This is a genomic window from Arthrobacter sp. D3-16 (assembly GCF_054408515.1).
This window is the reverse complement of sequence record NZ_CP096437.1, coordinates 3,758,901-3,784,632: the sequence shown is the minus strand read 5'-3', so window position 1 is coordinate 3,784,632 and position 25,732 is coordinate 3,758,901. Positions and strand designations below refer to the sequence as shown.

General features: G+C 65.1%; 25 protein-coding genes. 11 read left to right on the top strand and 14 right to left on the bottom strand.

The window, feature by feature from the left end; translation table 11 throughout:
• The first annotated feature begins 522 nt into the window (after positions 1-522).
• Complete coding sequence (locus tag M1D32_RS17710; protein WP_458779925.1) at positions 523-1,641, top strand: M20/M25/M40 family metallo-hydrolase; 1,119 nt, start codon at positions 523-525, stop codon at positions 1,639-1,641.
• Positions 1,642-1,717: 76 nt separating this feature from the next.
• Here the strand turns inward: M1D32_RS17710 and katG are convergent, their stop codons facing one another.
• The 4 genes from katG to M1D32_RS17690 all read right to left on the bottom strand — a co-directional run bounded on the left by katG (position 1,718) and on the right by M1D32_RS17690 (position 5,605).
• Complete coding sequence (gene katG / locus M1D32_RS17705) at positions 1,718-4,012, bottom strand: catalase/peroxidase HPI (protein ID WP_458779924.1); 2,295 nt, start codon at positions 4,010-4,012, stop codon at positions 1,718-1,720.
• 164 nt (positions 4,013-4,176) lie between these two features.
• Positions 4,177-4,497 (bottom strand): DMT family transporter, encoded by a 321-nt coding sequence (locus M1D32_RS17700; protein ID WP_458779923.1) that lies wholly within the window; start codon positions 4,495-4,497, stop codon positions 4,177-4,179.
• Positions 4,494-4,850 (bottom strand): DMT family transporter, encoded by a 357-nt coding sequence (locus tag M1D32_RS17695; RefSeq protein WP_458779922.1) that lies wholly within the window; start codon positions 4,848-4,850, stop codon positions 4,494-4,496. Before M1D32_RS17695 ends, M1D32_RS17700 begins: the two co-directional genes overlap by 4 nt.
• Positions 4,851-4,966: 116 nt before the next feature.
• Entirely contained in the window at positions 4,967-5,605 is a 639-nt protein-coding gene (locus M1D32_RS17690) for an isochorismatase family protein (protein ID WP_458779921.1), read from the bottom strand.
• A gap of 131 nt (positions 5,606-5,736) precedes the next feature.
• Between M1D32_RS17690 and M1D32_RS17685 the strand changes: the two genes are divergently transcribed.
• Together M1D32_RS17685 and M1D32_RS17680 are read left to right on the top strand one after the other, a co-directional pair.
• Entirely contained in the window at positions 5,737-6,687 is a 951-nt protein-coding gene (locus M1D32_RS17685; protein WP_458779920.1) for a GlxA family transcriptional regulator, read from the top strand.
• Positions 6,688-6,828: 141 nt separating this feature from the next.
• On the top strand, positions 6,829-7,416 hold the full coding sequence (locus tag M1D32_RS17680; RefSeq protein ID WP_458779919.1) for a helix-turn-helix domain-containing protein: 588 nt from the start codon (positions 6,829-6,831) through the stop codon (positions 7,414-7,416).
• Positions 7,417-7,440: 24 nt separating this feature from the next.
• Here M1D32_RS17680 and M1D32_RS17675 read toward each other — a convergent pair whose 3' ends face one another.
• Entirely contained in the window at positions 7,441-7,608 is a 168-nt protein-coding gene (locus M1D32_RS17675) for a hypothetical protein (RefSeq protein ID WP_458779918.1), read from the bottom strand.
• 113 nt (positions 7,609-7,721) lie between these two features.
• On the opposite strand from M1D32_RS17675, the gene glnT reads away from it, so the two are divergent.
• From glnT to M1D32_RS17645, 6 genes are read left to right on the top strand one after another with little or no spacing between them, the layout of a single operon-like run.
• Positions 7,722-9,110, top strand: a complete 1,389-nt coding sequence (glnT, locus tag M1D32_RS17670; RefSeq protein ID WP_458779917.1) for a type III glutamate--ammonia ligase — start codon at positions 7,722-7,724, stop codon at positions 9,108-9,110.
• A gap of 45 nt (positions 9,111-9,155) precedes the next feature.
• Positions 9,156-10,064, top strand: coding sequence for a class II glutamine amidotransferase domain-containing protein (locus M1D32_RS17665; RefSeq protein ID WP_458779916.1), 909 nt, complete (start codon positions 9,156-9,158; stop codon positions 10,062-10,064).
• A complete protein-coding gene (locus M1D32_RS17660; protein ID WP_458779915.1) occupies positions 10,052-10,783 on the top strand; it encodes a GltB/FmdC/FwdC-like GXGXG domain-containing protein in 732 nt (243 codons plus the stop codon). Before M1D32_RS17665 ends, M1D32_RS17660 begins: the two co-directional genes overlap by 13 nt.
• A 9-nt stretch (positions 10,784-10,792) precedes the next feature.
• The gene (locus M1D32_RS17655; RefSeq protein ID WP_458779914.1) at positions 10,793-12,172 is read left to right on the top strand and encodes an FMN-binding glutamate synthase family protein; all 1,380 of its coding nucleotides are present in this window, start codon (positions 10,793-10,795) and stop codon (positions 12,170-12,172) included.
• A complete protein-coding gene (locus M1D32_RS17650; RefSeq protein ID WP_458779913.1) occupies positions 12,172-13,317 on the top strand; it encodes an FAD-dependent oxidoreductase in 1,146 nt (381 codons plus the stop codon). Before M1D32_RS17655 ends, M1D32_RS17650 begins: the two co-directional genes overlap by 1 nt.
• Before the next feature lie 11 nt (positions 13,318-13,328).
• The gene (locus tag M1D32_RS17645) at positions 13,329-14,612 is read left to right on the top strand and encodes an allantoate amidohydrolase (protein ID WP_458779912.1); all 1,284 of its coding nucleotides are present in this window, start codon (positions 13,329-13,331) and stop codon (positions 14,610-14,612) included.
• A 134-nt stretch (positions 14,613-14,746) separates the two neighbouring features.
• Here M1D32_RS17645 and M1D32_RS17640 read toward each other — a convergent pair whose 3' ends face one another.
• The 8 genes from M1D32_RS17640 to M1D32_RS17605 all read right to left on the bottom strand — a co-directional run bounded on the left by M1D32_RS17640 (position 14,747) and on the right by M1D32_RS17605 (position 22,880).
• Positions 14,747-15,244, bottom strand: a complete 498-nt coding sequence (locus M1D32_RS17640; protein ID WP_458779911.1) for a hypothetical protein — start codon at positions 15,242-15,244, stop codon at positions 14,747-14,749.
• Positions 15,245-15,395: 151 nt separating this feature from the next.
• The gene (locus M1D32_RS17635; RefSeq protein WP_458779910.1) at positions 15,396-16,313 is read right to left on the bottom strand and encodes a carbohydrate ABC transporter permease; all 918 of its coding nucleotides are present in this window, start codon (positions 16,311-16,313) and stop codon (positions 15,396-15,398) included.
• Positions 16,310-17,182: a carbohydrate ABC transporter permease gene (locus M1D32_RS17630; RefSeq protein ID WP_458779909.1), complete on the bottom strand. Its 873-nt coding sequence runs from the start codon at positions 17,180-17,182 to the stop codon at positions 16,310-16,312. Before M1D32_RS17630 ends, M1D32_RS17635 begins: the two co-directional genes overlap by 4 nt.
• A gap of 3 nt (positions 17,183-17,185) precedes the next feature.
• Positions 17,186-18,100 (bottom strand): phosphotriesterase family protein, encoded by a 915-nt coding sequence (locus tag M1D32_RS17625; RefSeq protein WP_458779908.1) that lies wholly within the window; start codon positions 18,098-18,100, stop codon positions 17,186-17,188.
• The gene (locus M1D32_RS17620; protein WP_458779907.1) at positions 18,090-18,869 is read right to left on the bottom strand and encodes an SDR family NAD(P)-dependent oxidoreductase; all 780 of its coding nucleotides are present in this window, start codon (positions 18,867-18,869) and stop codon (positions 18,090-18,092) included. Before M1D32_RS17620 ends, M1D32_RS17625 begins: the two co-directional genes overlap by 11 nt.
• Positions 18,845-19,975 (bottom strand): pyridoxal-phosphate dependent enzyme, encoded by a 1,131-nt coding sequence (locus M1D32_RS17615; protein WP_458779906.1) that lies wholly within the window; start codon positions 19,973-19,975, stop codon positions 18,845-18,847. The genes M1D32_RS17620 and M1D32_RS17615 overlap by 25 nt, the downstream gene beginning before the upstream one ends.
• A complete protein-coding gene (locus M1D32_RS17610; RefSeq protein WP_458779905.1) occupies positions 19,972-21,534 on the bottom strand; it encodes an N-acyl-D-amino-acid deacylase family protein in 1,563 nt (520 codons plus the stop codon). Before M1D32_RS17610 ends, M1D32_RS17615 begins: the two co-directional genes overlap by 4 nt.
• The gene (locus tag M1D32_RS17605; RefSeq protein ID WP_458779904.1) at positions 21,531-22,880 is read right to left on the bottom strand and encodes an ABC transporter substrate-binding protein; all 1,350 of its coding nucleotides are present in this window, start codon (positions 22,878-22,880) and stop codon (positions 21,531-21,533) included. The genes M1D32_RS17610 and M1D32_RS17605 overlap by 4 nt, the downstream gene beginning before the upstream one ends.
• A gap of 115 nt (positions 22,881-22,995) precedes the next feature.
• Between M1D32_RS17605 and M1D32_RS17600 the strand changes: the two genes are divergently transcribed.
• Together M1D32_RS17600 and M1D32_RS17595 are read left to right on the top strand one after the other, a co-directional pair.
• Entirely contained in the window at positions 22,996-24,006 is a 1,011-nt protein-coding gene (locus tag M1D32_RS17600; RefSeq protein WP_458779903.1) for a sugar kinase, read from the top strand.
• Positions 23,990-24,724 (top strand): IclR family transcriptional regulator, encoded by a 735-nt coding sequence (locus M1D32_RS17595; protein ID WP_458779902.1) that lies wholly within the window; start codon positions 23,990-23,992, stop codon positions 24,722-24,724. Before M1D32_RS17600 ends, M1D32_RS17595 begins: the two co-directional genes overlap by 17 nt.
• On the opposite strand, the gene M1D32_RS17590 is transcribed toward M1D32_RS17595, so the two are convergent.
• Positions 24,721-25,710 (bottom strand): Gfo/Idh/MocA family protein, encoded by a 990-nt coding sequence (locus M1D32_RS17590; RefSeq protein ID WP_458779901.1) that lies wholly within the window; start codon positions 25,708-25,710, stop codon positions 24,721-24,723. The two genes, M1D32_RS17595 and M1D32_RS17590, sit on opposite strands and share 4 nt — an antisense overlap.
• Positions 25,711-25,732 lie beyond the last annotated feature (22 nt).

Below are 25,732 nucleotides of genomic sequence, written 5' to 3'. Positions count from 1 at the left end.
GACTCGCGGATTACGGTCCTGGCATTGAGATAGGGAAAACTAAGGAGTAGCGCGATGGTAAACGATGTTTCGCATAAAAACCGTACGCGGACGAGCTCGGCCGTGTTCTTTTGGGTGGTGTGCATCTTAATTCTGGCAGCCGTCATTGCTGCCTTTTGGGACGTAGTCGTCGTTTACGTGGTGCCCTTTATAGATGCCGTGCGGGACGCGTATTTTTAGGCTTCAGCGTGGCTTGCAAGAATTCACTCCATTTGGCGGATTGTCCGGATCAGAACGCTGGTTTGAGCCAGAGTAAGAGCGCCCTCCTCGAGAACTTTGTGCCCCACTTCAACTTCACAGCTTTCTTTAAGGTGCCGGCCCTAGGCTGTCGGTATCTGGCCGGGTAGTCACCTCGAGGCTTGTTCCGGTCAGGGCGTCGGGCGGGCCAGCGCATCCCGCATGTAAGGCGAAGCCCGGCGGCAAACCCCGCTCCAGAGGCAACCTCTCACGCGCTTAGCGTACCGAAGCGGCGTCACGGATTGGATGACGAAGATGCCCGACACCAGCGATGTCGCCCGGGCCAGAGGGCTCAATGCCTACAAGCATGGAAACTCCCCCCAGGTACACAGGCGGCGTGGACGGTTGACGGCCGCTGCCGCCGCTGCTGTGGTCTTGATCAGCCTCCTCTCCGGATGTACCGGTGGCCGCCCGGATTTCATCACGCCGGGCTCAGGGCCCGTGCCAGCGCCGGAAGGCATGTCCGCCCGGACGATACTGGAGGAATTCAGGGGCCGGGGGATGATGGACCACCTGGAGGCGCTGCAGCGCGTCGCTGATAACAATGGCGGAAACCGCGCCTCCGGCACGTCCGGGTACGAGGAGTCTGCCCGTTACGTCGAAGAGCAGCTGCGTGCCGCAGGGTATTCTCCCATCCGGCAGACGTTCACCTACGAGCGCGATGACGAGACGGTGGAGTCCTTCAACATACTCGCTGACACCGAGGGCAATGCCGACCACACCATTGTCGTAGGAGGGCACTTGGACTCCGTGAGACGCGGTCCGGGAATCAACGACAACGGCAGCGGTGTCGCGGCAGTCCTGGAAACGGCCCGGTGGATCAAGGAATCCGGGATCAAACCCACGAACAGGGTCAGGTTCGCGTTTTGGGCAGCCGAGGAGAATAACTTCGACGGTTCCCGGCATTACATCCGCGAATTGAGCAGGGCCGAGATCCGCAGGACTGCCGCATACCTGAATGTGGACATGGCCGCCTCGCCGAACGGCATGAGGTCCTTCCACGACGGCGACGGATCTGATTTCGGAGACGCCGGCCCGGGTGGATCGAAAGAAATCGAGGACGTCTTCTCCCACTACTTCAAAGAGAACTCTCTGCCGGCGGAAACCACGGTCTTCGATGGCGGATCCGACTACGGACCGTTCGTAAAGGCCGGAATCCCAAGCGGGGGGCTGTTCTCGGGCGATGTCGAACGAAAGACCAATGCACAGGCACAGGCCTACGGCGGTGAAGCCGGGGAAGACCTTGATTCCTGCTACCACAAAGCCTGCGACACGATCAAAAACATCAACCCGGAACTGCTCAAGGAAATGTCGGGCGCCCTCGCTTTCGCCACCGCGTCCTTCGCCACAGCCCGGCAGGGATAAAACCAAAGCGGCAGGACGATTTCGAGACGGGAGCCGTCCGGGCCGGCCGCAGCTGCAGCCGGCCCGGACGCCTCAATCAGCGCAGGTCGAAGCGGTCGAGCTCCATCACCTTCACCCAGGCCGCCACGAAGTCGTTGACGAACTTCTCCCTGGCGTCGTCGCTCGCGTAAACCTCGGCGATTGCCCGGAGCTGTGAGTTGGAGCCGAAGACCAGGTCCACGGGTGTGGCGGTCCACTTCAGCTCGCCGCTAGCGACGTCGCTGATTTCGTAGACGTTCTCCTCGTTCTCCGACGCCTTCCATTTGGTGCCCGGTGACAGCAGGTTGGCGAAGAAGTCGTTGGTCAGGACCTGGGGCCTGTCCGTGAGGACGCCGTGGCTGGAGCCGCCCACGTTGGTGCCGAGGGCGCGCATGCCACCGATGAGCGCCGTCATCTCCGGTGCGGAGAGGTCCAGCAGGTACGCCTTGTCCAGCAGGAGGGTTTCCGGCTGGAGCTTCTCGCCCGGGCGCACATAGTTCCGGAACCCGTCCGCCCGCGGCTTCAGGTACTGGAACTGATCGACGTCGGTCTGCTCCTGGGCGGCGTCGGTGCGGCCGGGCCGGAACGGCACGGTGACCGCGAAGCCTGCGTCCCGGGCAGCCTTTTCAACTGCGGCGCAGCCGCCGAGGACGATCAGGTCCGCCAGCGAGACTTTCTTGCCCCCGGCCTGGGCGGCGTTGAACTGCTGCTGGACCGTCTGAAGCGCCTGCAACGCCGTCGAAAGCTGCTCAGGCTCGTTGACCTCCCAGCCGCGCTGTGGCTCCAGCCGGATCCGCGCCCCGTTGGCGCCGCCGCGCCGGTCGGTCTTGCGGAACGTGGACGCCGCGGCCCAAGCCGTACTGGCGAGCTGTGAGACGGACAGGCCCGAGTCCAGGAGCTGGGCCTTGAGCGAGGCGATGTCCTGCTCGTCGATCAGCTCGTGGTCCACTGCCGGGACAGGATCCTGCCAGAGCTGGGCCTCCGGGACCCAGGGCCCGAGCATGTGCGGGCCGACCGGGCCCATGTCGCGGTGCAGCAGCTTGTACCAGGCCTTGGCGAACGCGAGCGCGAACTCGTCCGGGTTCTTGAGGAACCGACGGCCTATTTCCCCATAGACCGGGTCGACGCGAAGCGACAGGTCAGTGGTCAGCATGGTGGGCCGGTGCTTTTTCTCCGGATCGTGGGCGTCCGGGATGATCTCCGGGGCATCCTTGGCGACCCACTGGTGCGCGCCGGCAGGGCTCTTGACCAGCTCCCACTCGTACTCGAACAGGATCTCCAGGAAGCGGTTGCTCCACTGGGTGGGCCGGTCCGTCCAGGTGACTTCCAAACCGGAGGTGATCGTGTCCGACCCCTTCCCGCTGCCGTAGGTGCTGAGCCAGCCCAGCCCCTGCGCCTCGAGGTTGGCGCCTTCCGGCTCCGGGCCCACGTGCGCGTCGGCGTCACCGGCGCCATGGGTCTTGCCGAACGTGTGGCCGCCGGCGATCAGCGCGAAGGTCTCTTCGTCGTTCATGGCCATCCGCTTGAAGGTTTCGCGGATAAAGGCTGCTGCTAGTTTGGGATCCGGGTTGCCCATTGGTCCTTCGGGATTGACGTAGATCAGGCCCATCTCCGTGGAGCCGACCTCCTCAGACATCTGGCCCTCACCGATGTAGCGTTCGTCGCCAAGCCAGGTGTCCTCAGGCCCCCAGAAGATCTCTTCGGGCTCCCACACGTCTTCGCGGCCGAAGGCGAAGCCGAACGTCTTGAAGCCCATCGATTCCAGGGAGACGTTGCCGGCAAGGACCAGCAGGTCCGCCCACGAGAGCTTCTGGCCGTACTTCTGCTTGACGGGCCACAGCAACCGCCGGGCCTTGTCCAGGTTGGCGTTGTCAGGCCAGCTGTTGAGCGGCGCGAACCGCTGGCTGCCGTCACCTGCACCGCCGCGGCCATCGTGGACGCGATAGGTGCCGGCGGCGTGCCAGCTCAACCGGATCATCAGGCCGCCGTAGTGGCCGAAGTCCGCCGGCCACCAGTCCTGGGAGGTGGTGAGGACTTCGATGATGTCCTGCTTGAGCGCCTCGACGTCGAGCTTCTGGAACTCTTTGCGGTAGCTGAACGTGGGGCCAAGCGGGTTGCCCTTGGCGTTATGGCTGTGAAGCACCGAGAGGTCCAGCTGGTTGGGCCACCAGTCCGCTACGGTTCGTGGCCGGTGCCCCTTGGGCTGCGGCGAATCGATGGCCGGGTTTTCACTCTCGCTGCCGTGCGAGGTCACGCTGCCATGCGCCACCGGACAGCCACCCTCAACCTTGGTGTCCAGGCCTTGGGCACTTCCGGGGGTGGGGATCGGTGGGTGTTCCGGGCGATCGGTCATGTGCTTCCTTCCTATGGCCGAGGCCGTGGTCGGACTCGGGCGGCCGGTTCAACCTTCCCATTTGACCATGGACGGCTGCGCGGGGAGAGCCCCTGTCCGCGATGAGAGAAACCGCATGATTGCCACTCCGCTTCCAGTAGGTCCCAGCTCCAGTGACGGAACCGCTAGTGTGCTGCGCCGAGCTCGATGAGCAGGACACCGCCGATGATGAGCCCCAGTCCGAGCATCATGATGGGCGTGATGGTTTCCTTGAAGAAGACACGGCTGGCAAGGGCGGTCAGGGCGACGCCGGCGGCGGCCCAGATGCCGTAGGCAACCCCGAGGTTCATTCCCTGGTCCAACGTCAGGGTGAGGAGTGTGAACGCCAGGAAGTACCCGACGCCGACAGGTATGTACCAGCGCCGCTTACCTGTGGATGCGACGCGGAGGAACAGGGTGGCGGTTACCTCGGTGAGGATTGCCGCCGCCAGCAACAGCCACATCATGAGCGGACCATTTCTTTTGCCGGTTCTTTTGCGGGCTCTTTATGCGATCCGAGTTCCACGCAGAGCACGCCGGCGATGACCATGGCGACGCCGATCATCATCACCGGGGTCAACGCTTCGCCAAAGATGAGGGCGGCCAGGAGCACCGTGAGTGTCACTCCCAGTGCAGCCCAGATGCCGTAGGCGACGCCGAGTCCCAGGCCTTTACGAAGGACTGCTGCGAGGAAACCGAAGGATGCGGAATAACCGAGAACAACCACGATGAAGAATGCAGGATTCTCCAGGGCCGCTTTCAAGGAGAGGGACGCCGTCACCTCACTCAGGATCGCGCCGGCGAGGAGAATCCACTTCATGAAATTAGTCCTTGAGATTCGTTTGGGGCTTGGTCCCCGTGTGTGCAACGGCGCGAATGCTGCCGATGTTCCCGGGCTTCCCGCCGGCCGGCAGGTGGGAAGCCCGGGACGGTTGGTTAAGCCTGGGGGAGAAGCTCCAGCCCGGCGACAGCTGAGCTGCCGAGGTCACTCTTTGAGAGGGCCTGCCGGGTACCCAGGGCATCGGTCCAGGTATCAGTATCGGCCACAGCTGCCCAGTTCGAGTTCAGCAGGGCGAGGAGTGTCGTGTGCACGGTCTTCGCGTCGGCGGAACCGGCATCGTTGGCGAGGTTGATGGCGCCGGTGGCGTCTGAGAGGACTTCGGTGGTGAAGCCAAGGAACTCTGCCTCCACCGCGGAGGCGAGCACGCAGTTGTTGGTCATGTAGCCCGCCAAGGTGACCGTATCGACGTCGTGCGTCCGCAGCCATTCGGCGAGGTCCGTACCGGCGTAAACGGAACCATACTGCTTAACAAGCGACTTCCACTCACCGGTTTTGCGGCGTTCAATCTCGGGGTGCAGCTCGAAGCCAGGCGTGCCGGGCGCGAAGACGGGCGCACCTTCGCCGGCAGAATGTTGGACGACGGCAATCGGAATGCCCGCGGCCGTGGCGGCGTCAACTGCACGGGCAATGGCGGGCAGGGACTCCTGGTGCGGCGGGTACTGGATTTCGAGGGGGCCGCCAAAGTACTGCTGCTGCACGTCAATGAGGATGAGGGCGCGACGAGGGGTGCTCATGGTTGTTTCTCCTGGTGGTTCTCTCGGCTGCCATCTGGCAACCGTTCCAGTCTTCCCGGTGCCTATCGAAGCCACCAGTGGCACGAAGGCAGATATACGATGGATTCGGGCCAAGCTGGAGGAGGGCCACTTTGAGGATCGCGGTGTATGCCTTCGATGGCGCAACGATGTTCCACCTCGCTGTTCCGCAGATGGTTTTTGACGAGGTGGCCCGTCAAGGCCTTGCCGAATGGAAGACCTTTCTTTTCTCTGACCAGGAAGGTGAGGTGACAACCGCTGAGGGTTACCGGCTGGGCGAGGTGGAAGGGCCCGGGGCAGCGGAAGAGGCCGACGTCGTGGTGGTGCCTTCGTGGTTCGACGACGGGCGCGTCCCCAGCGACTCACTGCGGCAGGTCCTTCAAGGGGCACACGGGCGTGCGGTGCCCATCTTGGGTTTGTGCCTTGGCGCGATTCCCTTGGCGGACGCCGGGTTGCTTGCGGGGCGCCGGGCCGTCACGCACTGGCAGGCTTTCGATTCCCTTGCCGCCAGGCATCCCGATGTCCCGCTCGACCAGTCCGTGCTTTACATCGACCACGGTGACGTGCTCACCTCGGCCGGTACAGCCTCCGCATTGGACGCCTGCCTGCACCTGGTGCGTGCCAGGCTTGGAGCGGAGGCGGCGAACCAGGTGGCCCGCAGCCTGGTTATCGCTCCGCACCGGGAGGGCGGACAGGCGCAGTACATTGCGCATCCTGTGCCGGAGCGCTCCACCGATGATCCGATCTCGCGCCTGCTCGAATGGGCCCTGGGCCATCTGGCTGAGCCCCTTACCCTCGACCAGCTTGCCGCGCAGGCACATCTGAGCCGCCGCACCTTTGTCCGTGCCTTTCGGGCAGCAACGGGGACGACACCGGCCGCCTGGATCCGCGCCCGCCGCCTGGACGCAGCGCGGCGGCTGCTCGAAACCACAGATCTTTCGATTGACCAGATCTCCGCCGACTGCGGATTCGGCAACGCCGTCACCCTCCGGCAGAACTTTGCCGCAGCCTTTTCCACAACGCCCACGGAGTACAGGCGCCGGTTTGACGCCCGGCTGGGGTAACGGGCCGTGCAGTGGTCAGTCGCGGACGCCCAAGCTGCCAGGAGCAGACTTAGGACTTTCTCCAACGCAGTGTGGAAATAGCCGATGGTGATCCTTTTCGGACAAGAGTTGCGGGAACCCTCGCCGCCTATGATGGCTGATATGACCGAACATGTCCGGGAAGAGGTTGCCGGAAAACTCGAACAGGTAATTGCCGCCCAGCTTCGGCATTACCGCACGTCCCAGGGCCTGTCCTCAGCTGAGCTTGCTGCCCGCACCGGGATGTCCAAGGCTATGATCTCGAAGATCGAAACAGCGAGCACGTCCTGTTCTCTGACCACCCTGCAACGGCTTGCTGACGGGCTCAAGATCCCGGTGACGGCATTGTTCCGAGGCGCCGATACAGACCGGGACGCCACCTTCACCAAGAGCGGCCAGGGGAGCCTTACCGTCCGCAGCGGTACCCAGCACGGGCACGAATACCGGGTGCTGGGTACCTTGAAGGGCCGCACGGATGCACTGGAGCCAACCTTGGTGACGCTGACGGATGCGTCGGACGTTTTTCCGCTCTTCCAGCACCCCGGTACGGAGTTAATCTACATGCTGGCAGGCAAGATGATCTACGGCCATGGCCAGTACGAATACACCATGGAGCCAGGCGACTCGCTCCTCCTTGACGGTGAAGGTCCCCACGGTCCGCTGGAGCTGCTGGAGCTTCCCATCACGTTCCTCGCCGTGGCCGCGAAGTAGCACGCTCGGGGGACAGGCCTCAGGTCAGGACATCACCCGCTGGGGCGAGCCCAGCTCAACCGGCTCTTCGTCGCTGAGGTACGCGGCCTCCGCGTGGGCCGCGATGTCGATCCCGCGCAACTCGTCCGCCGCATCTATGCGCAGGCCCATGGTCATGTCGATGGCCTTGGCGGGAAGGCCGACGTTCGCCATTGGACCTGACATCCAGAGTTAACAATTCGCGTGCCTACTGGAAACACTGTTTTGACTACTGTTGTTCAACAGCGTTTCATATCAAGTAACTGCAAGCGAACAGGACAGTTCCGATGACAAGTCTCGCGACCCCTGAAGTACAAACAGATGCATCTTTGGCAGTGAGCGCCGCCCGTATCTCCCTTGCGGACATTGCGAAAGCGCACGACGTCCGCTTCCTCCTGGCCACCTTCGTGGACATGACCGGCAAGCCCTGCGCCAAGCTGGTCCCGGTGGACGCCGCCGACGAACTCGAAAACGGAGCCATGGGTTTCGCCGGTTATGCAGCGGGTCTTATGGGGCAGAAGCCGCAGGACTCGGACCTGATCGCCGTTCCCGAACTGGCCTCCTTCACACCGGTTCCCTTCATCAAAGAGGGCCTTGCCATCATCCACTGCGACCCGCACGTTGACGGCAAGCCCTGGCCTTACGCCCCGCGGGTGATCCTGAAAAATACCCTGGCCCGCCTCGGGGGCAAAGGCATGCAGGCCAAGGTGGGCGCTGAGGTGGAGTACTTCCTGGTGAAAAAGAACGACGACGGGACGCTGAGCACCGCCGATGAGCGGGACGATTCTCCGCGCCCGTGCTACGACGCCCGCGGCGTCACCCGGATGTACGACCACCTCACGTCGATCTCGGATGCGATGAACGGTCTGGGTTGGGGCAACTACGCCAATGACCATGAGGATGCCGCCGGCCAGTTCGAGCAGAACTTCAACTACGCGGATGCGCTGACCACGGCTGACCGGGTGGTCACCCTGCGCTACATCCTGAACATCCTGGCCGAACAGCGCGGCATGACCGCCACCTTCATGCCCAAGCCCTTCACCGACCGCACCGGCACCGGCCTGCACTTCCATCTGTCCCTGTGGTCCGGCGCCGAAGCGCTGTTCCCAGCCAACCAGAACAATGCGGACGACGACGGCCGCGGCCTTGGGATCTCCAGCCTCGCCTATTCCTTCATCGCCGGAATCCTGGACCACGCACCCGCTCTTCAGGCGTTCCTCGCCCCCACCGTGAATTCCTACAAGCGCACGGGCGCTACTACCAGCTCCTCCGGCGCTACATGGTCGCCCCGCAAGGCGTCCTTCGGCGGCAACGACCGCACGCACATGATCCGGGTCCCGGACAACAAGCGGATCGAGCTGCGCTCCGGTGACGGCTCCGCCAACCCGTATCTGGCCATTGCCACTGCCATCGCTGCCGGGCTGGACGGCGTCGAGAAATCCGCTGACCCCGGCGCGCCCTCCGGTCCCGGCGAGTCTAAAGCGGACGCGCACCTGCTGCCGGCAACCCTGCTCCACGCTGTGGAGGCGCTCCGGCAGGACCCCGTGATCCTGGCCAGCCTCAGTGGCGACGCGGAGATCGGCAAGTACTACGCGGACGCCAAGGAGGAGGAATTCCTGAGCTGGCACAACCAGGTCAGCGACTGGGAAATCCGTTCGTATCTGACCTCCATCTAATCCAGCTTCGATGTGACCACTCCAAGCAAGTAAAGGACCCCCACCATGTGCGGAATCGCCGCGCTGCAGCTGCGCAATCCCTCGCTGCACCCCCAGATGGGCAGCCTGCTGTCCTCCATGCTGTGCCAGATCGTGGACCGCGGGCCGGACTCCGCCGGCCTGGCCGTCTACAACACCCCCGGTTTGGTTTCGGCCGGCACCTCCACCCTCAGCCTCCTCGGCAAGGACCATGGCATCACGACGGCGGCAATCACCGCAGGCGTCGCGGCTTTGCTGCCGTCTGATGCCGCAGCTGCGGTCCAGGTGGTGGGCGACACCACCCTGGTGAGCGCCACCGTCGGGACTGACCTGCTGGTGAAGGCCGTGAGCGAAACCCTGATGGACGCCACCATCATCGGCCGCGGCGAGCACGTGGCGGTCATGAAGAGCGTGGGCCATCCCATGGACATCGCCGCCGAGCACGGCCTCGAGGGGATGGCCGGAAGCCAAGGGTTGTCCCACACCCGGATGGCCACCGAATCCGCCGTCACCGCCGGCGGTTCCCACCCGTTCTCAGTGGCCGACGACCTCTGCCTGGTCCACAACGGCTCCTTCTCCAACCACGCCACGGTGCGCCGGGACCTTAAACGCGAAGGCGTGGTGTTCGACTCCGAAAACGACACCGAGGTGGGCGCTCGATACGTCGCCTCCCGGCTGAAGCAGGGTGACACCCTCGAGGAAGCCCTGGTGAACCTGGGCAAGGTCCTGGATGGTTTCTACACCCTGGTGGTCACAACAGCGGACAGCATGGCCGTGGTCCGGGACCCCATCGCGTGCAAGCCGGCCATCATCGCCGAAACGGGTGACTACGTGGCCATGGCCTCCGAATACCGCGCCCTTGCCGGACTGCCCGGCATCGAGAACGCCCGCATCTTTGAACCGGAACCCGGAAAGGTCTACACATGGTCACTCTGACAGCCCCCGAAATCCTCGCCCCAACACCAGCCGCTGCCGCCAACCCTGCAGTCCTCGACCTCGCCGCCAGCTCGGTCCGGGAACTCAACCAAGCCATCCACCAAGCCGTGGACGGGCAATCGTGGACCGTCACCAACCCGGGCGGCAAGCACAGCCTGGCCGTCGGCATCGACGCGGACATCAACGTGACCATCGAAGGCCATGCCGGCTACTACGCAGCCGGGATGCACCAAAAAGGCGACCTGACCATCAATGGCAATGCCGGCGTCGGCCTCGCGGAAAACATCATGTCCGGCACGGTCCATGTGAAAGGTGACGCATCCCAGTCAGCGGCCGCCACGGGCCATGGCGGCCTAGTGATCATCGACGGGAACGCCGGTGCGCGCTGCGGCATTTCCATGAAAGGTGTGGACATTGTGGTGGGCGGCAACATCGGCCACATGTCCGCCTTTATGGCCCAGGCCGGCCGGTTAGTGGTCTGCGGCGACGCCGGCGACGCCCTTGGCGACTCCATCTATGAGGCCCGGATCTACGTCAAGGGCACCGTGGCCTCACTCGGCGCGGACTGCATCGAAAAGCCGCTGCGCGAAGAGCACCTTGCCGAGCTCGCGGAGCTGCTCGCCGCCGCCGGCCGTACGGACAACCCTGCTGACTTCAAGCGCTACGGCTCAGCCCGGAACCTTTACCACTTCCACGTCGACAACTCGACGTCGTACTAGGAGCCCACTATGACCATCACCTCCGTTCCGCAGCAGGCGCCCACCCCAAGCGCTTCGCCCCAAGACATCGCCGAATTGGGCCTGCGCGAGTCCGCCACTTTCGACCGCGCCACCATCGCGGACATCCAGCGGGCTGCAGCCACCGGCGTCTACGACATCCGCGGCTGGGGCGCCAAGCGCAAGGTCCCGCACTTCGACGACCTGCTCTTCCTCGGCGCCTCCATGTCCCGCTACCCACTGGAGGGCTACCGCGAAAAGTGCGATACCGACGTCGTCCTCGGCGACCGGCACGCCACCCGCCCGCTGCACCTGCAAACCCCGGTGACCATCGCCGGGATGAGCTTCGGGGCGCTGTCCGCCAACGCCAAGGAGGCGCTGGGCCGCGGCGCGTCCGAGGTGGGCACCTCCACCACAACGGGCGACGGCGGCATGACCCCTGAGGAGCGCGGCCAGTCCAAGCACCTGGTGTACCAGTACCTGCCGTCCCGCTACGGCATGAACCCCGACGATCTGCGCAAGGCCGACGCCATCGAAATCGTGCTGGGCCAGGGAGCCAAGCCAGGCGGCGGCGGGATGCTCCTGGGCCAGAAGATCACGGAGCGCGTGGCCGGGATGCGGACGCTGCCGGTGGGCATCGACCAGCGCTCGGCCAGCCGGCACCCGGACTGGACCGGCCCGGACGACCTCGAAATCAAGATCGGCGAACTGCGCGAGATCACCGACTGGAAGACGCCCATCTACGTCAAGATCGGTGCCTCCCGCCCGTATTATGACACCGCGCTCGCCGTGAAGTCGGGCGCCGATGTGGTGGTGGTGGACGGCATGCAGGGTGGAACCGCCGCCACGCAGCAGGTGTTCATCGAAAACGTCGGCATCCCCACCCTCGCCGCCATCCCGCAGGCCGTCCAGGCCTTGCAGGAACTCGGCGTCCACCGCAAGGTCCAGCTCATCGTCTCCGGTGGGATCCGCACCGGGGCCGACGTCGCCAAAGCGATGGCTCTCGGCGCTGACGCGGTCGCCATCGGGACCGCCGCCCTCATTGCCCTCGGCGACAATGATCCCCGCTACGCTGCCGAATACTCGGCGCTTGGATCCGCCGCAGGTTTCTACGACGACTTCCAGGACGGACGTGATCCCGCCGGCATCACCACCCAGGACCCGGAGCTGGCCTCCCGGCTGGACCCGGTAGCCGCCGGCCGCCGGCTGGCCAACTACCTGCGCGTCCTCACCATGGAAGCCCAGACCATCGCCCGGGCCTGCGGCAAGTCGCACCTGCACAACCTGGAACCCGAAGACCTGGTGGCGCTCACCATCGAAGCCTCAGCCATGGCACGCGTGCCGCTGGCCGGCACCAGTTGGATTCCGGGCGCTGGCCAGGGGAGCTTTTGATGCCTGATTCGTCCGATTATGTGGTGGTGGGCGCCGGCCTGGCCGGCGCCGCCACCGCCTGGCAGCTCGCCGCCCGCGGCCACCAGGTCACTCTCCTGGAACGCAGCGCCCCCGCCGCGCATGATGGCAGTTCCCACGGCTCCGCCCGGATCTTCCGCTACGCCTACCCGGACCCCTTCTACACGCAGGCGGTGCTGGAATCCAAGGCACTGTGGGACGGGCTCGCCCTGGACACCGGCACGGAGCTGATCACCCCGTTCGGCGCTGTGGACTACGGCCCTGAACGCAACCCTGCACTGCTCGCCGGAGTGCTGGCCGCCGTCGGTATTGACCACGAACTGCTCTCCGCTGCCGACGCCAGGACGCGCTGGCCGCAGATCGCCTTCGACACGGAAGTTCTCTGGCACCCCGGCGCCGGCGTCATCGATGCCGAAACCGCCGTGAAAGCCATGGTTGCCCTGGCCGTTCGGAACGGCGCCGAAGTGCTGACCGGCTGGAGCCTGAGCAGCCTGGAGCCCAGCGCCAGCGGCTACCGCCTCATGTCCTCCACCGGGGAAACGGTCGACGCCGGCAACATCGTCATCAGCACCGGCGGCTGGCTGCCGGAGCTGCTGGGGCGGCTGCCGCTTCCGGAAGGGTTCCTCGGCGGCCTGCCGGAGATCACCGTCCGGCAGGAACAGGCGTTCCATTTCGCATACCGGGATCCGGAAACCGCCAGCCAGTGGCCCACCTTCATCCACAAGGCTGCGGACATCCAGACCTACGGCCTTCCCGGCGGACGCGACGCAGGTTTCGCCGGACAAAAAGTAGCCGAGTACAACGGCGGCGCGTTCATCCCCTCCGCGGAGCAACAAACCGGCGTTGTTGATCCGGCCAACCGGAAACGGGTAGTGGACTACGTCCGGCGCTACCTGCCGGGCCTGGACCCCGAGCCGTACGCGGAAACCACCTGCCTGTTCACGAACACGCCGAACGAAGACTTTCTCATCGACCGCGTGGACAACCTGACCATTCTGTCCCCCTGCTCCGGGCACGGGGCCAAGTTCGCGCCGCTCATCGGCGAATGGGCTGCAGACCTCGCTACAGGGGCCGGCGGTGTCCCACCGCGGTTCCGTCCCGCGTCGTCAACAGCTGTGACCACATAGAACGGATACCAGTGAGCCTTTCACAGACAGTACCCACGGCGGACGCCCTGCCTTCTGCCACCACCGCATCCACTGTTACCAGCCTGCTGCGGGACATCTCCACCATCGGCAGGGACACGGCCCGGGGCGGCTACTCACGGCCTGTTTTCTCCACCGCCGAAACGGACCTGCGCACCTGGTTCATCGAGCAGACAGGGCGGCGGGGACTGGACGTTACCACGGACCATAACGGGATCATCTGGGCATGGTGGGATACATCCGCCGGCACCCGCAGGGACGCGGTTGTTACCGGCAGCCACCTGGATTCTGTTCCCGGCGGCGGTGGGTACGACGGACCGCTGGGCGTCGCATCGGCGCTGGTCGCCGTCGACATCCTCAAAGCCCGCGGGCTTCGTCCCAGGCGACCGCTGGCTATCGCGGTCTTCCCCGAGGAAGAGGGCTCGCGGTTCGGGGTTGCCTGCCTGGGCTCCCGACTGCTGACAGGCCAGCTGGACCCGGACAAGGCCCGCCGCCTCAAGGACCCGGACGGCAACACGCTCGCCGACGTCGCAGCCGCCAACGGGCAGGACCCCCGGCTGATCGGCGCGGACTACAAGACGCTGCAGCAGCTGGGGGTCTTCGTGGAGCTGCATGTGGAACAGGGCCGGGGACTGGTGGACTTGAACCAGCCCGTGGCCATTGGTTCTTCCATCCTGGGCCACGGCCGCTGGAAGCTCAGCATCAGCGGGCAGGGAAACCACGCGGGCACCACCCTGATGAAGGACCGAAGCGACCCGATGATCGCGGCGGCCAAGATGATGCTGGGCATCCGTGACACAGCCAGGAAGTACCGGGACGCCCGCGCAACCGTCGGCAGGCTGCAGCCAGTCCCCGGCGGGACCAACGTCATCGCGTCCCGGGTGGATCTGTGGATCGACGTGCGGCATCCGGACGATTCGGTCACCGCAGCTTTGGTGGAAGCGATCGGGCTCAACGCCCAGGTCACGGCGGCGGAGGAGGGGTGCACCGCCAGCATGACCACTGAGTCACTGAGCCCGACGGTACATTTCGACGGCGGGTTGAGGGACCGGCTGCAGGGGCTGCTTCCCGCAGCTCCTGTCCTGAACACCGGAGCCGGGCACGACGCAGGCGTGCTGAGCTCGCACATCCCCACTGCCATGCTTTTCGTCCGGAACCCCACGGGCATCTCCCACTCACCTGAGGAACTTGTGGAGGACTGGGACGCGGAAGCCGGCGCCGTGGCCCTGGCCGACTCACTCGCCGGGCTGCTGGGCGAGGCTCGCATCATCAGCTAGGGCTGCCGGAGCATCTGTCGCCCGCTGCAGGTGGGGAACTGTACTGCTCAACAACTGACTTCCATGCGCCGCTTTGGGCGGCGGTGGCTGTTGCGAAGTACTTCCGCTCCAACCCCGGTGAAGAGGGAAGCGCCTCAGCGCAGAACCTCGACGAGCGCAACCCAGGAGAAAATAACGGCGCCGATCAGTGCCACGATCGTGCCAAGGGCCACCACGGGCAAACCTGCAGGCATGGACAGCAGGAGCAGCACAGCCCCGGCAGCGTAGATGACGAGCGGGAACACGAATGACACGATGTGCTGGGTGTCCCAGTTGCGTGGACGTCCAGGTGTGTCGTCCCGAAGAATTGCCCGGGCGGCGAGGGCTGCGATAACTCCTCCGGCGAGGGTTCCAGCCAGGACTTCGATTCCGAACACCCATAGCGGTTGGTCCGGGATGAGTGCCGTACACGCCAGGATCACACCGAGGATGAGGGCGGAGATGGCGGCCCCTGCACGTGCTGCGAGCCCCCGTGATTCCGCGATCTGTTTGATGTTGACTGACAAAGCCACGATGAGCAGACCGCCGAGCGCGGCGCCGGCCCCGGCAATGGCCACGTTGAAGTCGCCCCACGAGGAGAGTGCCGGTTCCATCGGATCAGCGTAGCCACAGCTTCTTCGCCAGCGGAAGACCCGGCTCATGCCGCCACGTCCGCTGACGGGGTACTTGCCGCCCGTCCGAAGCCGGCGGCCGGGCACCGTAGCCCAACCGCCGGCGTCGGAACAGCTGTTCTTTGCGTCCGTGTCAGTCGACGAGGCCGCCCGAAAGTCCCTTACCAAGCCACTTCCGGGCCAGGATGCCGAAGATGACAGGCGGCAGGATGCCCAAGGTGCTTGCGGCGAACATTGACCCCCACTCCACCTGGAAGGCGCCGAAGTACCCGGGGATGGTTGTGGGGAAGGTGTTGGCGGTCCGTTGGGTGAGCACGAACGCGTAGAAGAATTCATTCCACGTGAGAATGAAAACCAGGGTCGCGGTCGCTATGACACCGGATGCCGCCATGGGAAGTGAAACTTTGCGGAAGACGCCCCACTCCGTCAGGCCGTCCACCAGGCCCGCCTCTTCCACCTCGGCAGGGATGTCCAGGAAGAAGCCGTGCATCATCCAGATACCGAATGCCAGGTTGTAGACGATATAGACGGCGATAATTCCGGCATACGTATCGATGAGGCCTGCGCCGGATGCCAGCAGGTAGATCGGCAGCGCGAACACCACGGCAGGACCCATCCGCGTGCCCAGGACCAGGAACAGGAAGCGGTCCTTGTGCTTGCCCTTCATCCTGGCGAGCGCGTGGCCTCCCATGGCGGACAGCGCGACGACGATGGCCGTGGTGACCAGGGCAATGAGGAAGCTGTTGAACAATGCACGCGGGAAGGCGCTGCCCAGAACCCGCTCGAAGGAAGTCCAGTCCGGAGCCTGGAGCCAATCGATGGGCATCTGGCGCCAGTCCAACTGGGGTGTGACTGCGATCCGGAGCATGACAGCAACCGGCACCAGGCACACCAGGCTGACCAGGATCATTGCCACGTAGTTGGGGATGTCCCAGAGCTTCCGGGAGTGGAACTGCCGGGGAGGGATCGGCCCTGGGATGGTGGGAGGGCTTGGGCTCCGGGGCGGCGCCTCGGTGGCGGTCCTGCGCTTGGAGGTGGTGTGCGAGCTCATTCTGATACTCCCTTGTTTGCTCGGAAGAATTTAACGATGAACGTGCTGACCACGCTGATGATGACCAGCACCACGAAACCGACGGCGGCGGAGAAGCCCAGGTCCAGGTACTGGAAGGCGTTGCGCCAGAGGTAGATCGGGAGGGTTTCGGACGACGTTCCCGGCCCGCCGTTGGTCATGATGAAGAGCTTGTCGAACTCCCGGAAGCTGTCCATGAACCGAATCAGGGCAACGAGCACCAGCAGCGGACGGATCTGCGGGAGGATGAAGTGCCACAGCTCCTGCCAGGCGTTGGCGCCGTCGAGCTTTGCTGCTTCCATAACGTTCTGGGGGACCGTTTCCATGGCTGCCCCCACCACGATCGCCACGAACGGTGTCCACTGCCAGGCGTCCACGAAGGCGACGGTGACGAGTGAGACGCCGGGGATGGACAGGAAGCTGGGTGCGGTTAGCCCGAAGAGGCTGAACAGCCAGGGAATGAACCCGCCCGAGTCGAGCAGGAAACGGAACATCGCTCCGACGACGAGCGGTGCCAGCACCATGGGAACGATCAGGATGATGCGGAAGAGACCGTGCCCGAGGAGTCTGCGGCTGACGAGCAGGGCGATGGCGATGCCCACGGGGATGCTCACGGCCATCGACACGGCCGAGAATGCCGCTGATTGGCCCGCTGCCTGCCAGAACCTCTCGTCGCCGGCAAGGCGGGTGAAGTTCTCGAAGCCGATGTAGCGGTTCCCTGCGGGGGCTGTAAGGGTCTCCCTCTTGAACATCAGATTCATGATGTAGATGGTGGGGAAGACCAGGACGATGAGGAAGATCACTGCTGAGGGTGTCAGCGAAAGAAGCGTGTATCGCCGGCTTGTTTTCATTTCCTATTTCACCTCATTCGATGCCAGCCACCTCAGGGGGTTGGCTGTTGTGAGCTGCGCGAAGACGTCACGTTGGAGTCCAGCCTCCAGCGCGCGGTGCCGGAAGGACTCCGGCAGGTAGGAGATACCGCTGAAGGTGTGGCCTGCAATCGCCTCCGGACCGGTGAACTGCTGGACGCTGTCGTGGCTTAGCAGGATCCTGCCGGCCAGCCCCTCGGCGGCGAGCTTTTGGATGAGCTGGATCCAGTGGTCGTCGCTGTGGGAGGTGTGCCCGATCCTGTCGAAGCCGACGAAAGCTCCCCGCCGGGCAATGTCGATGGCGTATTCAGGAGGTTCCTCATCGGCACATACGTGCGAGATGAGGACTTTGGCCAGGTCGACGCCCAGTTCCTTGTAGAGCCTGGCCTGTTCAATGCCCAGCGAGCCGGTGGTGTGGCTGACTATGGGCGCGCCGGTTTCCCGGTGGGCTTGCGCCGCAGCATGGATGGCTTTGATCTCGTTTTCGGTGGCTTCGCCGTGGCTCGTGGCTACCTTGATGACACCGCAGCCGCGGTTGAGTTCGGCGATGAAGGCCGCGGTCAGGTCTTCGACGGCAGCGTCGCGCACCCACGCGGGCTGGCCACTCCACTGCTCGCAGAACGTCCCGGTGCTGGCGATAATGTGGACGCCGCTGCGCTCGCTGGCGCGCCGCAGGAAGTCCAGGTCCCGCCCATACCCTGGGGGCGTGCAATCCACGATGGCCTGGACGCCCAGCGGCGGAAGGGCCTTAAGGGCCCGGACGCAATCGTCTTCGATGGCAAGCGTTGGCGGGGGTGCGGCTCCTTCCTTCTGCCGGTAATCGATGACGACGTGTTCGTGGGGCAGTACAGCCAGTGCGGGATCGAGTTCGGCCACGCCCCGCACGGTCCTAACGTGCATGTGATCCTCCTCCGGAGAATGAGTCGCCGTAGTCGAAGGATGCGGTCAGGCCGCCGTCGACGACGATGTTGGTGCCGGTCATTGCCCCTGCCGTTTCGGGGAACAACAGGTGCACGATGGAGGGCGCGATGTCCTCCGGGGTGAGGAGCCGGCCGAGTGGGTGGCGCCGGGTCAAGTGCTCCTGCGCCTGGTCTCCCGCAGGAATGCTTTTGAAGTGGCGTTCCAGCAGGGGAGTCATGGTGGTACCGGGGCACACCGAGTTGACCCGGACGCCATACGGTGCCAGCTCTATCGCCAGTGCCCGGGTTAGGGCCACCACGGCGCCCTTGGAGGCAACGTACGCCGCGGAGCGGTCCTGCCCGACGAGTGCCGCCACCGAGGCGACGTTGACGATGCTTCCGGGGGCTGCGGTAAGGAGGTCCCAGAGCTCCCTGGTGCCGACAAGGATGGAGCGGACATTCGTTGCGTACGTGGCATCGATTTGGGCGTTGGTGGTCTCGGTGAGCGGCGCTATCGGGGCGATGCCGGCGTTGTGGACCAGGGCATCGACGCGGCCGTACTCCTTGCGGAGGTGACTGCCGAACCCTGCCCAGGCGTCGGCGTCGCCCACGTCAAGGCGGTAGGGGGACAGGCCCTCCTGCCCGGCGGCTGCGAGCGCCGCCTCGTCGAGGTCCGCGACGACGACGGGCCCGTAGGCGGCGAGCCTGCGGGCGACGGCCAGGCCGATGCCGCTGGCTCCGCCCGTTACAACTGATACTCGTGGATCCACTGGTCCACCTCCTTCGCCCCGGCGGGGTCGTTGAGGACAGAACGGAAGAATTCGTCGACGCCGGCGCCTGGGGAAGCGGGCTCCCACCCGGTGAGGGTTTCCTTCACGCCTGCGCCCGTGAGGATGCAGACCGAATCCCCGCCGCCCAGCCCCGAGGCAAGGAGGGCTGCGACGGCGGCACAGGATGACAGCTCGACGTCCAGCCCGTCATAGCGGGCAAGATCCGCCCGGATCTCGCGGAGCCTGGCGTCATCGGCAGCGCTCACGGTGCCGTTGCTGGCACGGACCAGGTTCAGGAAGAACGTGCCTTCCGGGGCGTAGCCGGTCAGCCTGTCGGCGATCGAGGTGGCCCGTGTCAGGACGGGTCCTTCCCACGGCTGGACCTCCTGGCTGCCCTCGGAGAAGGCCCTGGCGATCGGGGCACAGCCCGCTGCCTGTCCCGCCACCATCCGGGGGAAAGGCCGTCCTGATTCGGTGAGTCCCCGGGCCGCACCCAAAAGGACCGGGCCCACACTGACGGAGGCGGCGAGGGTGGTCACTTCTGCGTCCTTCAGTTGGGCGGAGATCTCGTGCCCGATGGAACGGCAGGCCCACTCGCACCCGGAGGCGCCGAAAGTGGAGGCGAGATTCGGCAGGCCGTATTTCCCGGCGACAAGCTTCGCCAGGTGGTGGACGGCTGCAGGGCCTTCGCCGGCGCGAAGGATGGTTGCGCCCCGCAGCTGCACCATGGCCAGGATGGGGACGGGGACCTGTTCCGGGACAAGGACGAGAAGGGGCAGGCCGGCACGGGCGCAGTGGGTTGCGGCGGCCACGGCCGCGTTTCCCGAGGAGGCGACGACGGCTCCCGGGGCTCCCTCGGCCACCGCTTCCCGAACGAGCACGTCCATGACTCGGTCCTTGAAGGACCCGCTGGGATTAGCCCCTTCGACCTTCAACCAGGTGCCTTCGAACCCCGGGATCCTGCTCCGGACCAGCGGCGTGTGCGAGGGGGCGCCCGCCGGCGGTGCAGACCACGGGTCACTCCTCAGGCACACTCCTCCACATCCGGCGCAGTGCCCGGAAGTGCCTGCAAACGCCGTTCCGCAGCTCTGGCAGACTGTTTTCATACCGCACCCTTTCTGGCCGCAAGGCCGGGCAGCTTGGAACCCTGCCACGATCCCTGGCTGACGATCGGACTACCCCCGATAAACGAGTGCTGCAGCGCGCTGGGGGTGTAGGGACCCATGGCCGGTCCTTCCTCGAGCTTCTCCGGCTGGATGACCACGACGTCGGCAGGCATCCCGGCCGCAAGACGGCCAGTGGGAAGACCGAAGCGGGTTGCGGTGCGGGAGGTCATTCGGGCCACCATCTGCTCCACAGATACATCCAGCAGGCCGCGGTTGGCCCAGTCCAGGAACCGGTAGAAGCTGTTGGTTGCCCGGGGGTGGGGGATTCCGGACCCGAGGATGCCGTCGGAGCCCACGAGGTGGTTGTCGGTGCCGGCGAGGGTCCGGATGTTGTCCGGATGGCCCTGGTCCACCAGTACGCAGGCCCGGCCCTGCGCTTTGACGAAGAGCTGGAGGACGGCCCGTCCGCAGGAGATAGCCGCCTCTTCCGCAATGCGTGCAATTGACCAGTAGTCCCAGCGTTCCAGCGGGGTCCCCCGGAGGCCCGCAACAGAGATGGCATCCCAGCCCGCCGCGAAGGTGGGGCCGGGACCACCGGCGTCCAGCTCGGCAGCAAGCTCCGCTGCCTGGGCCGCGTCGCTGGTGTGGGCGAGGAGGTCCGGGGCGTTCAGGGACTGGACGGAGCGCGGGAGAAGCGCGCCGATGAAGGTGCAGCCGGCCGTATAAGGATAGGTGTCCCACGTGATCCCCTGCCCGGCACGGTGGAGGCGCTCAACGAACTCTCCTGCCGTGCCCGCCCGCCCAGGACCGGAAATGTGGAAATGCGAGAGATGCAGTGACAGGCCGCTGCTGCTGCAGATCTTCAGTGCCTCCTCCAGCGATTCCTCCAGGCGGGGCCCGTAGTCCCGGAGGTGGGTGACATAGGGCGTGCCCTTCGGAAGCTCACCGGTGACATCGATCAATTCGGTGGTCGTTGCGGCCAGCGCAGGCGCATAGCTGAGACCCGTGGACAGCCCAACCGCGCCCTGGTCCATGCCGCTCTGGAACAGGCGGCGCATCGCTGCACGCTCATCCTCGGACGCGTCCCGGAGCTGCCTGCCCATGACCTTTGCGCGGACAGTGCCATGGGGAATTAGGGTGGCCACCCGGGCGAAGGCGCCGCGGTCAGTGAAGTCGAGGTAGGACTGCGTATCGGGGAATTCCTGGTCGGGGAGCGTCCCGGCGATCGGCCCGAGGATGTCGGCCATGATCCGGTGCGACTCGCCACTGGCGAAGGACAGCCCCAGGCCGTCCTGGCCCACGATCTCCGTGGTGACCCCGGCCAGCGCCCTGGCTTCCATGCCTTCTCCCGTCAGGACTGCAGCGTCTGCGTGGGAATGGGCGTCGATAAATCCGGGCATCACCCACAGACCTTCGACGTCGATAATGGTGCTGCCGTCGACCGGCAGGTCCGGACCGAGCTCGGCAACCCTTCCATCGACGATCCGCAGGTCTCCGGGGGACCTGCGCGGGGAGGCGCCGTCGAACACGGTGCCTCCCCGGAGCAGGTAACCGGTCACTTCAGGTGCCCGGCGTTCTTCATGATGGTGGTCAGCTCCGACTGCGCTGTCTCCAGCGCGTCGTCCACGGACTTGCTGCCCGCTATCGCCGCGGAGATCTCCTTGGTGAAGGTGTCACCAATGGAGGTGAACTCCGGGTAGAAGGGCCAGTGCTCCGCCGTGGTGCCTTCCCAGCTTTGCTGGAGGGCGGCGCTGAATTCCTCAAGGCCCTTGGACGCCATGTAGTCCGTGTACTCCTTGCTCTGCAGGACGTTCAGGTTGGGCACGTCCGTGCGGTTCAGCTGGGTCAGCTCCTTCATGGTGGTGTCACGGGACATCCGCCACTGGAGGAACAGCCAGGCGGCGTTCTTGTTCTTGCTCTTCGCCGTGATGGCCAGGCCCTCGTTGTACAGCCACTGGAGCTTCTTCCCGCTGGGGCCACTGGGAAGGGTGTACCCGATCTTCCCGGCAACCTGGGACTGCTTGGCGTCTTCGAAGATGGTGCCGAACCCGGAGGTATCGAACATCATCGCCGCCTGGCCGGAGGAGAACTTCTCACCGGCCTGGGTGAAGGTCAGCGTCGCGGCGTCACTGGGGCCGTAGTCCTTCATCAGTGTGACGAAGTCGGCCATGGCCTTCTTCATCTCCTCGCTGTTGGCCTTGGGATTGCCGTTCTCGTCGAACAGGAGGGCGTCGTAGCCGTAGGACCAGCCGATCTCGGTGCCGAGCGAAGCGAACGTCGACGCACCACGGGCACTGAACGGGGTGAGGTCCGGGCGCTTCTCCTTGATCACCTTCGCTGCGGCGAGGATGTCATCGGTTGTCTGCGGCGGCTGGATTCCCAGTTCCTGGAACACATCGGCGCGGTAGAAGAACATGCCGCCGATGATGGTGTGCGGAAGGGCGTAGAGCTTGCCGTCGATCGTCATGGAATCGAGTGCACCCTTGGGGATGTTCTCCATCTCCAGCCAGTCGTCCTTGGCCTTGCTGACATATTCATCGAGGGGCTCCAGCCACTTGGCAGAGACGAACTCGGGCATGTTCCAGAAGGATCCGGATGTGATGTCGTAGGTTCCCGTGCCTGATGTGGAATCGAGGACGAGCTTCTGCCGCGCAGTCGGCTCGTCGTACACCTCGAGATCTACCTTGATCCCGGTGGCCTGCTCGAATTCTCCCTTGAACTGCTGGATGGCCTGGATTTCATAGCCCTCCTTCAGCAACACGCGAAGATTTGTCCCCTGGAAGGACTCCCGCCCGCCTGTGGGGGCGGTTTCGGTGGCGCCGCCGCCACCACATGACGTGACCATCAGGGCGGTGGCGACAAGGGACGCCATGCCGGCCAGCCACCCCTTCTTCAGTGCTTTCATCAGCCCTCCCGAGCTATTGCATATGGTGCAACGGCTGTTGCAAAAGGATGCTTCCATGATTACAGTCGTGTTTTGTAGTGTCAATCACATGCAATGAGGCAAACCGGGAGAGCACGTGGAAGAGAAATCTGGAATGCCTGCCGTCGTCTGCGCGGGAGAATCCATGGCGATGCTTGTGCCCGAAAACCCCGGCGCGATGGGTGCCGGGACGGCTTTCCGGCCGTCGGTGGCGGGAGCCGAATCGAACGTTGCAGCCTACCTGTCCATGCTCGGCTACGACGTCGCCTGGATCAGCAAGGTGGGGGCGGACCCTTTCGGCCGCTTCCTGCTGGATCAGATCCACAGCTTCGGCGTTGACGTGGGACATGTGGTCCGGGACCCTGAACGTCCTACCGGTGTTGCCTTCAAGGACCGGTCCCGGGCGCAGACGAAGGTCTGGTACTACCGTTCCGGATCCGCGGCGAGCACCATGGGTCCGGACACGGCCCGGCTCGTCAACTCCCTTCGCACGAGATTGATCCATCTGAGCGGGATCACGTCGGCGTTGTCCCCGTCGTGCAGGGATTTCCTGGCCGAGGTCATCAGCACCAGGGCGGCAGGCACGGCTGTGTCCTTCGACGTCAACTGGCGGCCGGCGCTGTGGAAGGACGACGCCGGGCCGGCAGCGATGCTCGAAACCGCACGGGCCGTGGACATCGTGTTTGTCGGGCTGGACGAGGCGAACGAGCTGTGGGCATCAACGCATCCACTGGAGGTGCGGACGCTCCTCCCTGAGCCGGAGTTCCTGGTGGTGAAGCAGGGCGCCGAAGGCTGCACTGTCTTCCACGGGGACGAGCAGGTCTTCGTGCCCGCCCTTATCGTCGACGTCGTTGAGCCCGTCGGTGCCGGCGACGCGTTCGCCGCCGGATTCCTCGCCGGCTACCTGAGCGGAATGGCCATCCGCGAGGCAGGAAGGCTCGGAACGATCGTGGCCAGCTGTTCGCTGAGCGTAGTAACAGACATAGGTGCCCTTCCGGGGCGAGAATACATGAGTGGGCTTTTGCAGCTCACCGACGAAGGCTGGAGCCGCCAGCGCTTCGCGCCGGCATTAGAAGAAAGCAGCAACATACGTGTCCCAAACCGTTGACCGCGCCCTGCAGATCCTGCCGTTCCTGGGCAAGGGCGAGAAGGACCTTGCCGAGACGGCTGAAATGCTCGGGGTGCATAAGTCCACTGCCCTGCGCCTGCTCCAGACGCTGGAAGCCCAGGGCTACGTCAGGCACAGCGACAACCACCGGTACCGCCTTGGTCCGCAGCTTTTCAAGCTGGCTGCGGTGGCACTGGGCAGCCTGGACATCCGCCCCCTCGCTGCCCCGCACCTCCGCATGCTCGGCGAAAAGACCCAGCAGACAATCCACCTTGCGGCGTTTGACGAGGGCGAGGTGTTCTACATCGACAAGTACGAAGCCCGGACGTCCGTCCGCATGTACTCCCGGATTGGAGCCACTGCCCCTCTCTACTGCACGGGGGTAGCCAAGGCGATTATCGCCCATCGCCCGGTCCCGGAGCAGGTGGAGCTGGCGAACAGGATCGAGTATGTCCGGTACACCGACCGCACCATTGTGACCCCGGAAGCGTACCTGGCGGAGCTGGAGCAGATCCGCCAGCGCGGGTACGCCATCGACGACCGGGAGCACGAGGACTACATCCACTGTGTGGCCGTGGCCATCAGTACCGGATCGGGCGAGGTTTCCCACGCCATCTCCGTGTCCGCTCCGGTGGTCACCCTGACCCGTGACCGGCTCCTGGATATCGAGCCCCTCCTCCGGGAGACAGCGGCGGCCATTGGCAGGGAATTCACCTAGGCGACTGATGCCTGCCGTTGTAACTGAAGGGCGAGGCGCACCGACCAGATGGCGTCCTCCAATGTCACCGCCGTCTCCACTGCGGTTCCGCGGACGTGGGCGGCAAAGTAGCGGAGCTGGTTCGCCAGGGCACCTGCCGGCACACCGTAGACAGAGCCTTCAAGCTCGACGGCGGGAGCATACTCCCCGGCGGAAGTCGCCAATGACACTTCGCCGCCGGGAAGGGACAGGACGGCAAGGGTGCTGTCCGATGAGACCTCCAGGCGTGCGTCGATGTATTTCCGGGCGTGGGGCAGCGTCCACAGATTGTCCACCGATGCCACCGTCCCGTCTGCGAACCGGAGATGCACGAACACCGCCTGCGGATGGGGCAGGGCCGGATCAATCCAGGACTGGACGGAACTGACATGTTCCAGTTCCGAAGGCACCAGGGCCCGGATGAGGTCGAAGTCGTGGACCATGGCACTGAGGGCGGGATGCGATTCCCCGTGCATTGCCAGCCGCTCCCGGGGAACATACCTGACGGCCCTGATGGCCCGCACCTTTTCCCCGCGCATCCGCTCCCGCAGAGCGCAGAAGGACGGAAGATAGCGGCTGATATGGCCCGGGAGGACCAGGCGCCGGAGCTGGGCCGGCAGGCTTTCCAGCGCCGCCAGGTCTTCTTCGCTGGTGACCACCGGCTTCTCGACGAGGACCGGAAGACTCCGGTCGAGCGCCAGGCGGAGGTCCGCCATGTGGGCGGCCGGGGGAGTGGCGATGACGACGGCGTCAATCCCCACGGCGTCAATCCCTCCAGTGCCGAGGGCCGCCTCGAGGCTGCTGAAGGGGCGGGCCCCGTGCAGTCGGGCGGCCTCCAGCGCAGCTGCTTCGTTGCGGTCCGCAACCGCCACCAGATCAAACTCCGCAAGTGCGGCGAGTGCCGCAATATGCCGCTTGCCGAAGTCTCCGGCGCCGACTACCGCGACCCGGATGGATGTGCTGGCCATGGGAACCTCCGATGATTGGTAG

Excerpts from the sequence above, each read along its gene's own strand:
- M1D32_RS17710 (WP_458779925.1), top strand. The coding sequence starts at position 523 with ATGACGAAGATGCCCGACACCAGCGATGTCGCCCGGGCCAGAGGGCTC.
- katG (WP_458779924.1), bottom strand. The coding sequence starts at position 4,012 with ATGACCGATCGCCCGGAACACCCACCGATCCCCACCCCCGGAAGTGCC.
- M1D32_RS17700 (WP_458779923.1), bottom strand. The coding sequence starts at position 4,497 with ATGATGTGGCTGTTGCTGGCGGCGGCAATCCTCACCGAGGTAACCGCC.
- M1D32_RS17695 (WP_458779922.1), bottom strand. The coding sequence starts at position 4,850 with ATGAAGTGGATTCTCCTCGCCGGCGCGATCCTGAGTGAGGTGACGGCG.
- M1D32_RS17690 (WP_458779921.1), bottom strand. The coding sequence starts at position 5,605 with ATGAGCACCCCTCGTCGCGCCCTCATCCTCATTGACGTGCAGCAGCAG.
- M1D32_RS17680 (WP_458779919.1), top strand. The coding sequence starts at position 6,829 with ATGACCGAACATGTCCGGGAAGAGGTTGCCGGAAAACTCGAACAGGTA.
- M1D32_RS17675 (WP_458779918.1), bottom strand. The coding sequence starts at position 7,608 with ATGGCGAACGTCGGCCTTCCCGCCAAGGCCATCGACATGACCATGGGC.
- glnT (WP_458779917.1), top strand. The coding sequence starts at position 7,722 with ATGACAAGTCTCGCGACCCCTGAAGTACAAACAGATGCATCTTTGGCA.
- M1D32_RS17665 (WP_458779916.1), top strand. The coding sequence starts at position 9,156 with ATGTGCGGAATCGCCGCGCTGCAGCTGCGCAATCCCTCGCTGCACCCC.
- M1D32_RS17660 (WP_458779915.1), top strand. The coding sequence starts at position 10,052 with ATGGTCACTCTGACAGCCCCCGAAATCCTCGCCCCAACACCAGCCGCT.
- M1D32_RS17655 (WP_458779914.1), top strand. The coding sequence starts at position 10,793 with ATGACCATCACCTCCGTTCCGCAGCAGGCGCCCACCCCAAGCGCTTCG.
- M1D32_RS17650 (WP_458779913.1), top strand. The coding sequence starts at position 12,172 with ATGCCTGATTCGTCCGATTATGTGGTGGTGGGCGCCGGCCTGGCCGGC.
- M1D32_RS17640 (WP_458779911.1), bottom strand. The coding sequence starts at position 15,244 with ATGGAACCGGCACTCTCCTCGTGGGGCGACTTCAACGTGGCCATTGCC.
- M1D32_RS17635 (WP_458779910.1), bottom strand. The coding sequence starts at position 16,313 with ATGAGCTCGCACACCACCTCCAAGCGCAGGACCGCCACCGAGGCGCCG.
- M1D32_RS17630 (WP_458779909.1), bottom strand. The coding sequence starts at position 17,182 with ATGAAAACAAGCCGGCGATACACGCTTCTTTCGCTGACACCCTCAGCA.
- M1D32_RS17625 (WP_458779908.1), bottom strand. The coding sequence starts at position 18,100 with ATGCACGTTAGGACCGTGCGGGGCGTGGCCGAACTCGATCCCGCACTG.
- M1D32_RS17615 (WP_458779906.1), bottom strand. The coding sequence starts at position 19,975 with ATGAAAACAGTCTGCCAGAGCTGCGGAACGGCGTTTGCAGGCACTTCC.
- M1D32_RS17605 (WP_458779904.1), bottom strand. The coding sequence starts at position 22,880 with ATGAAAGCACTGAAGAAGGGGTGGCTGGCCGGCATGGCGTCCCTTGTC.
- M1D32_RS17590 (WP_458779901.1), bottom strand. The coding sequence starts at position 25,710 with ATGGCCAGCACATCCATCCGGGTCGCGGTAGTCGGCGCCGGAGACTTC.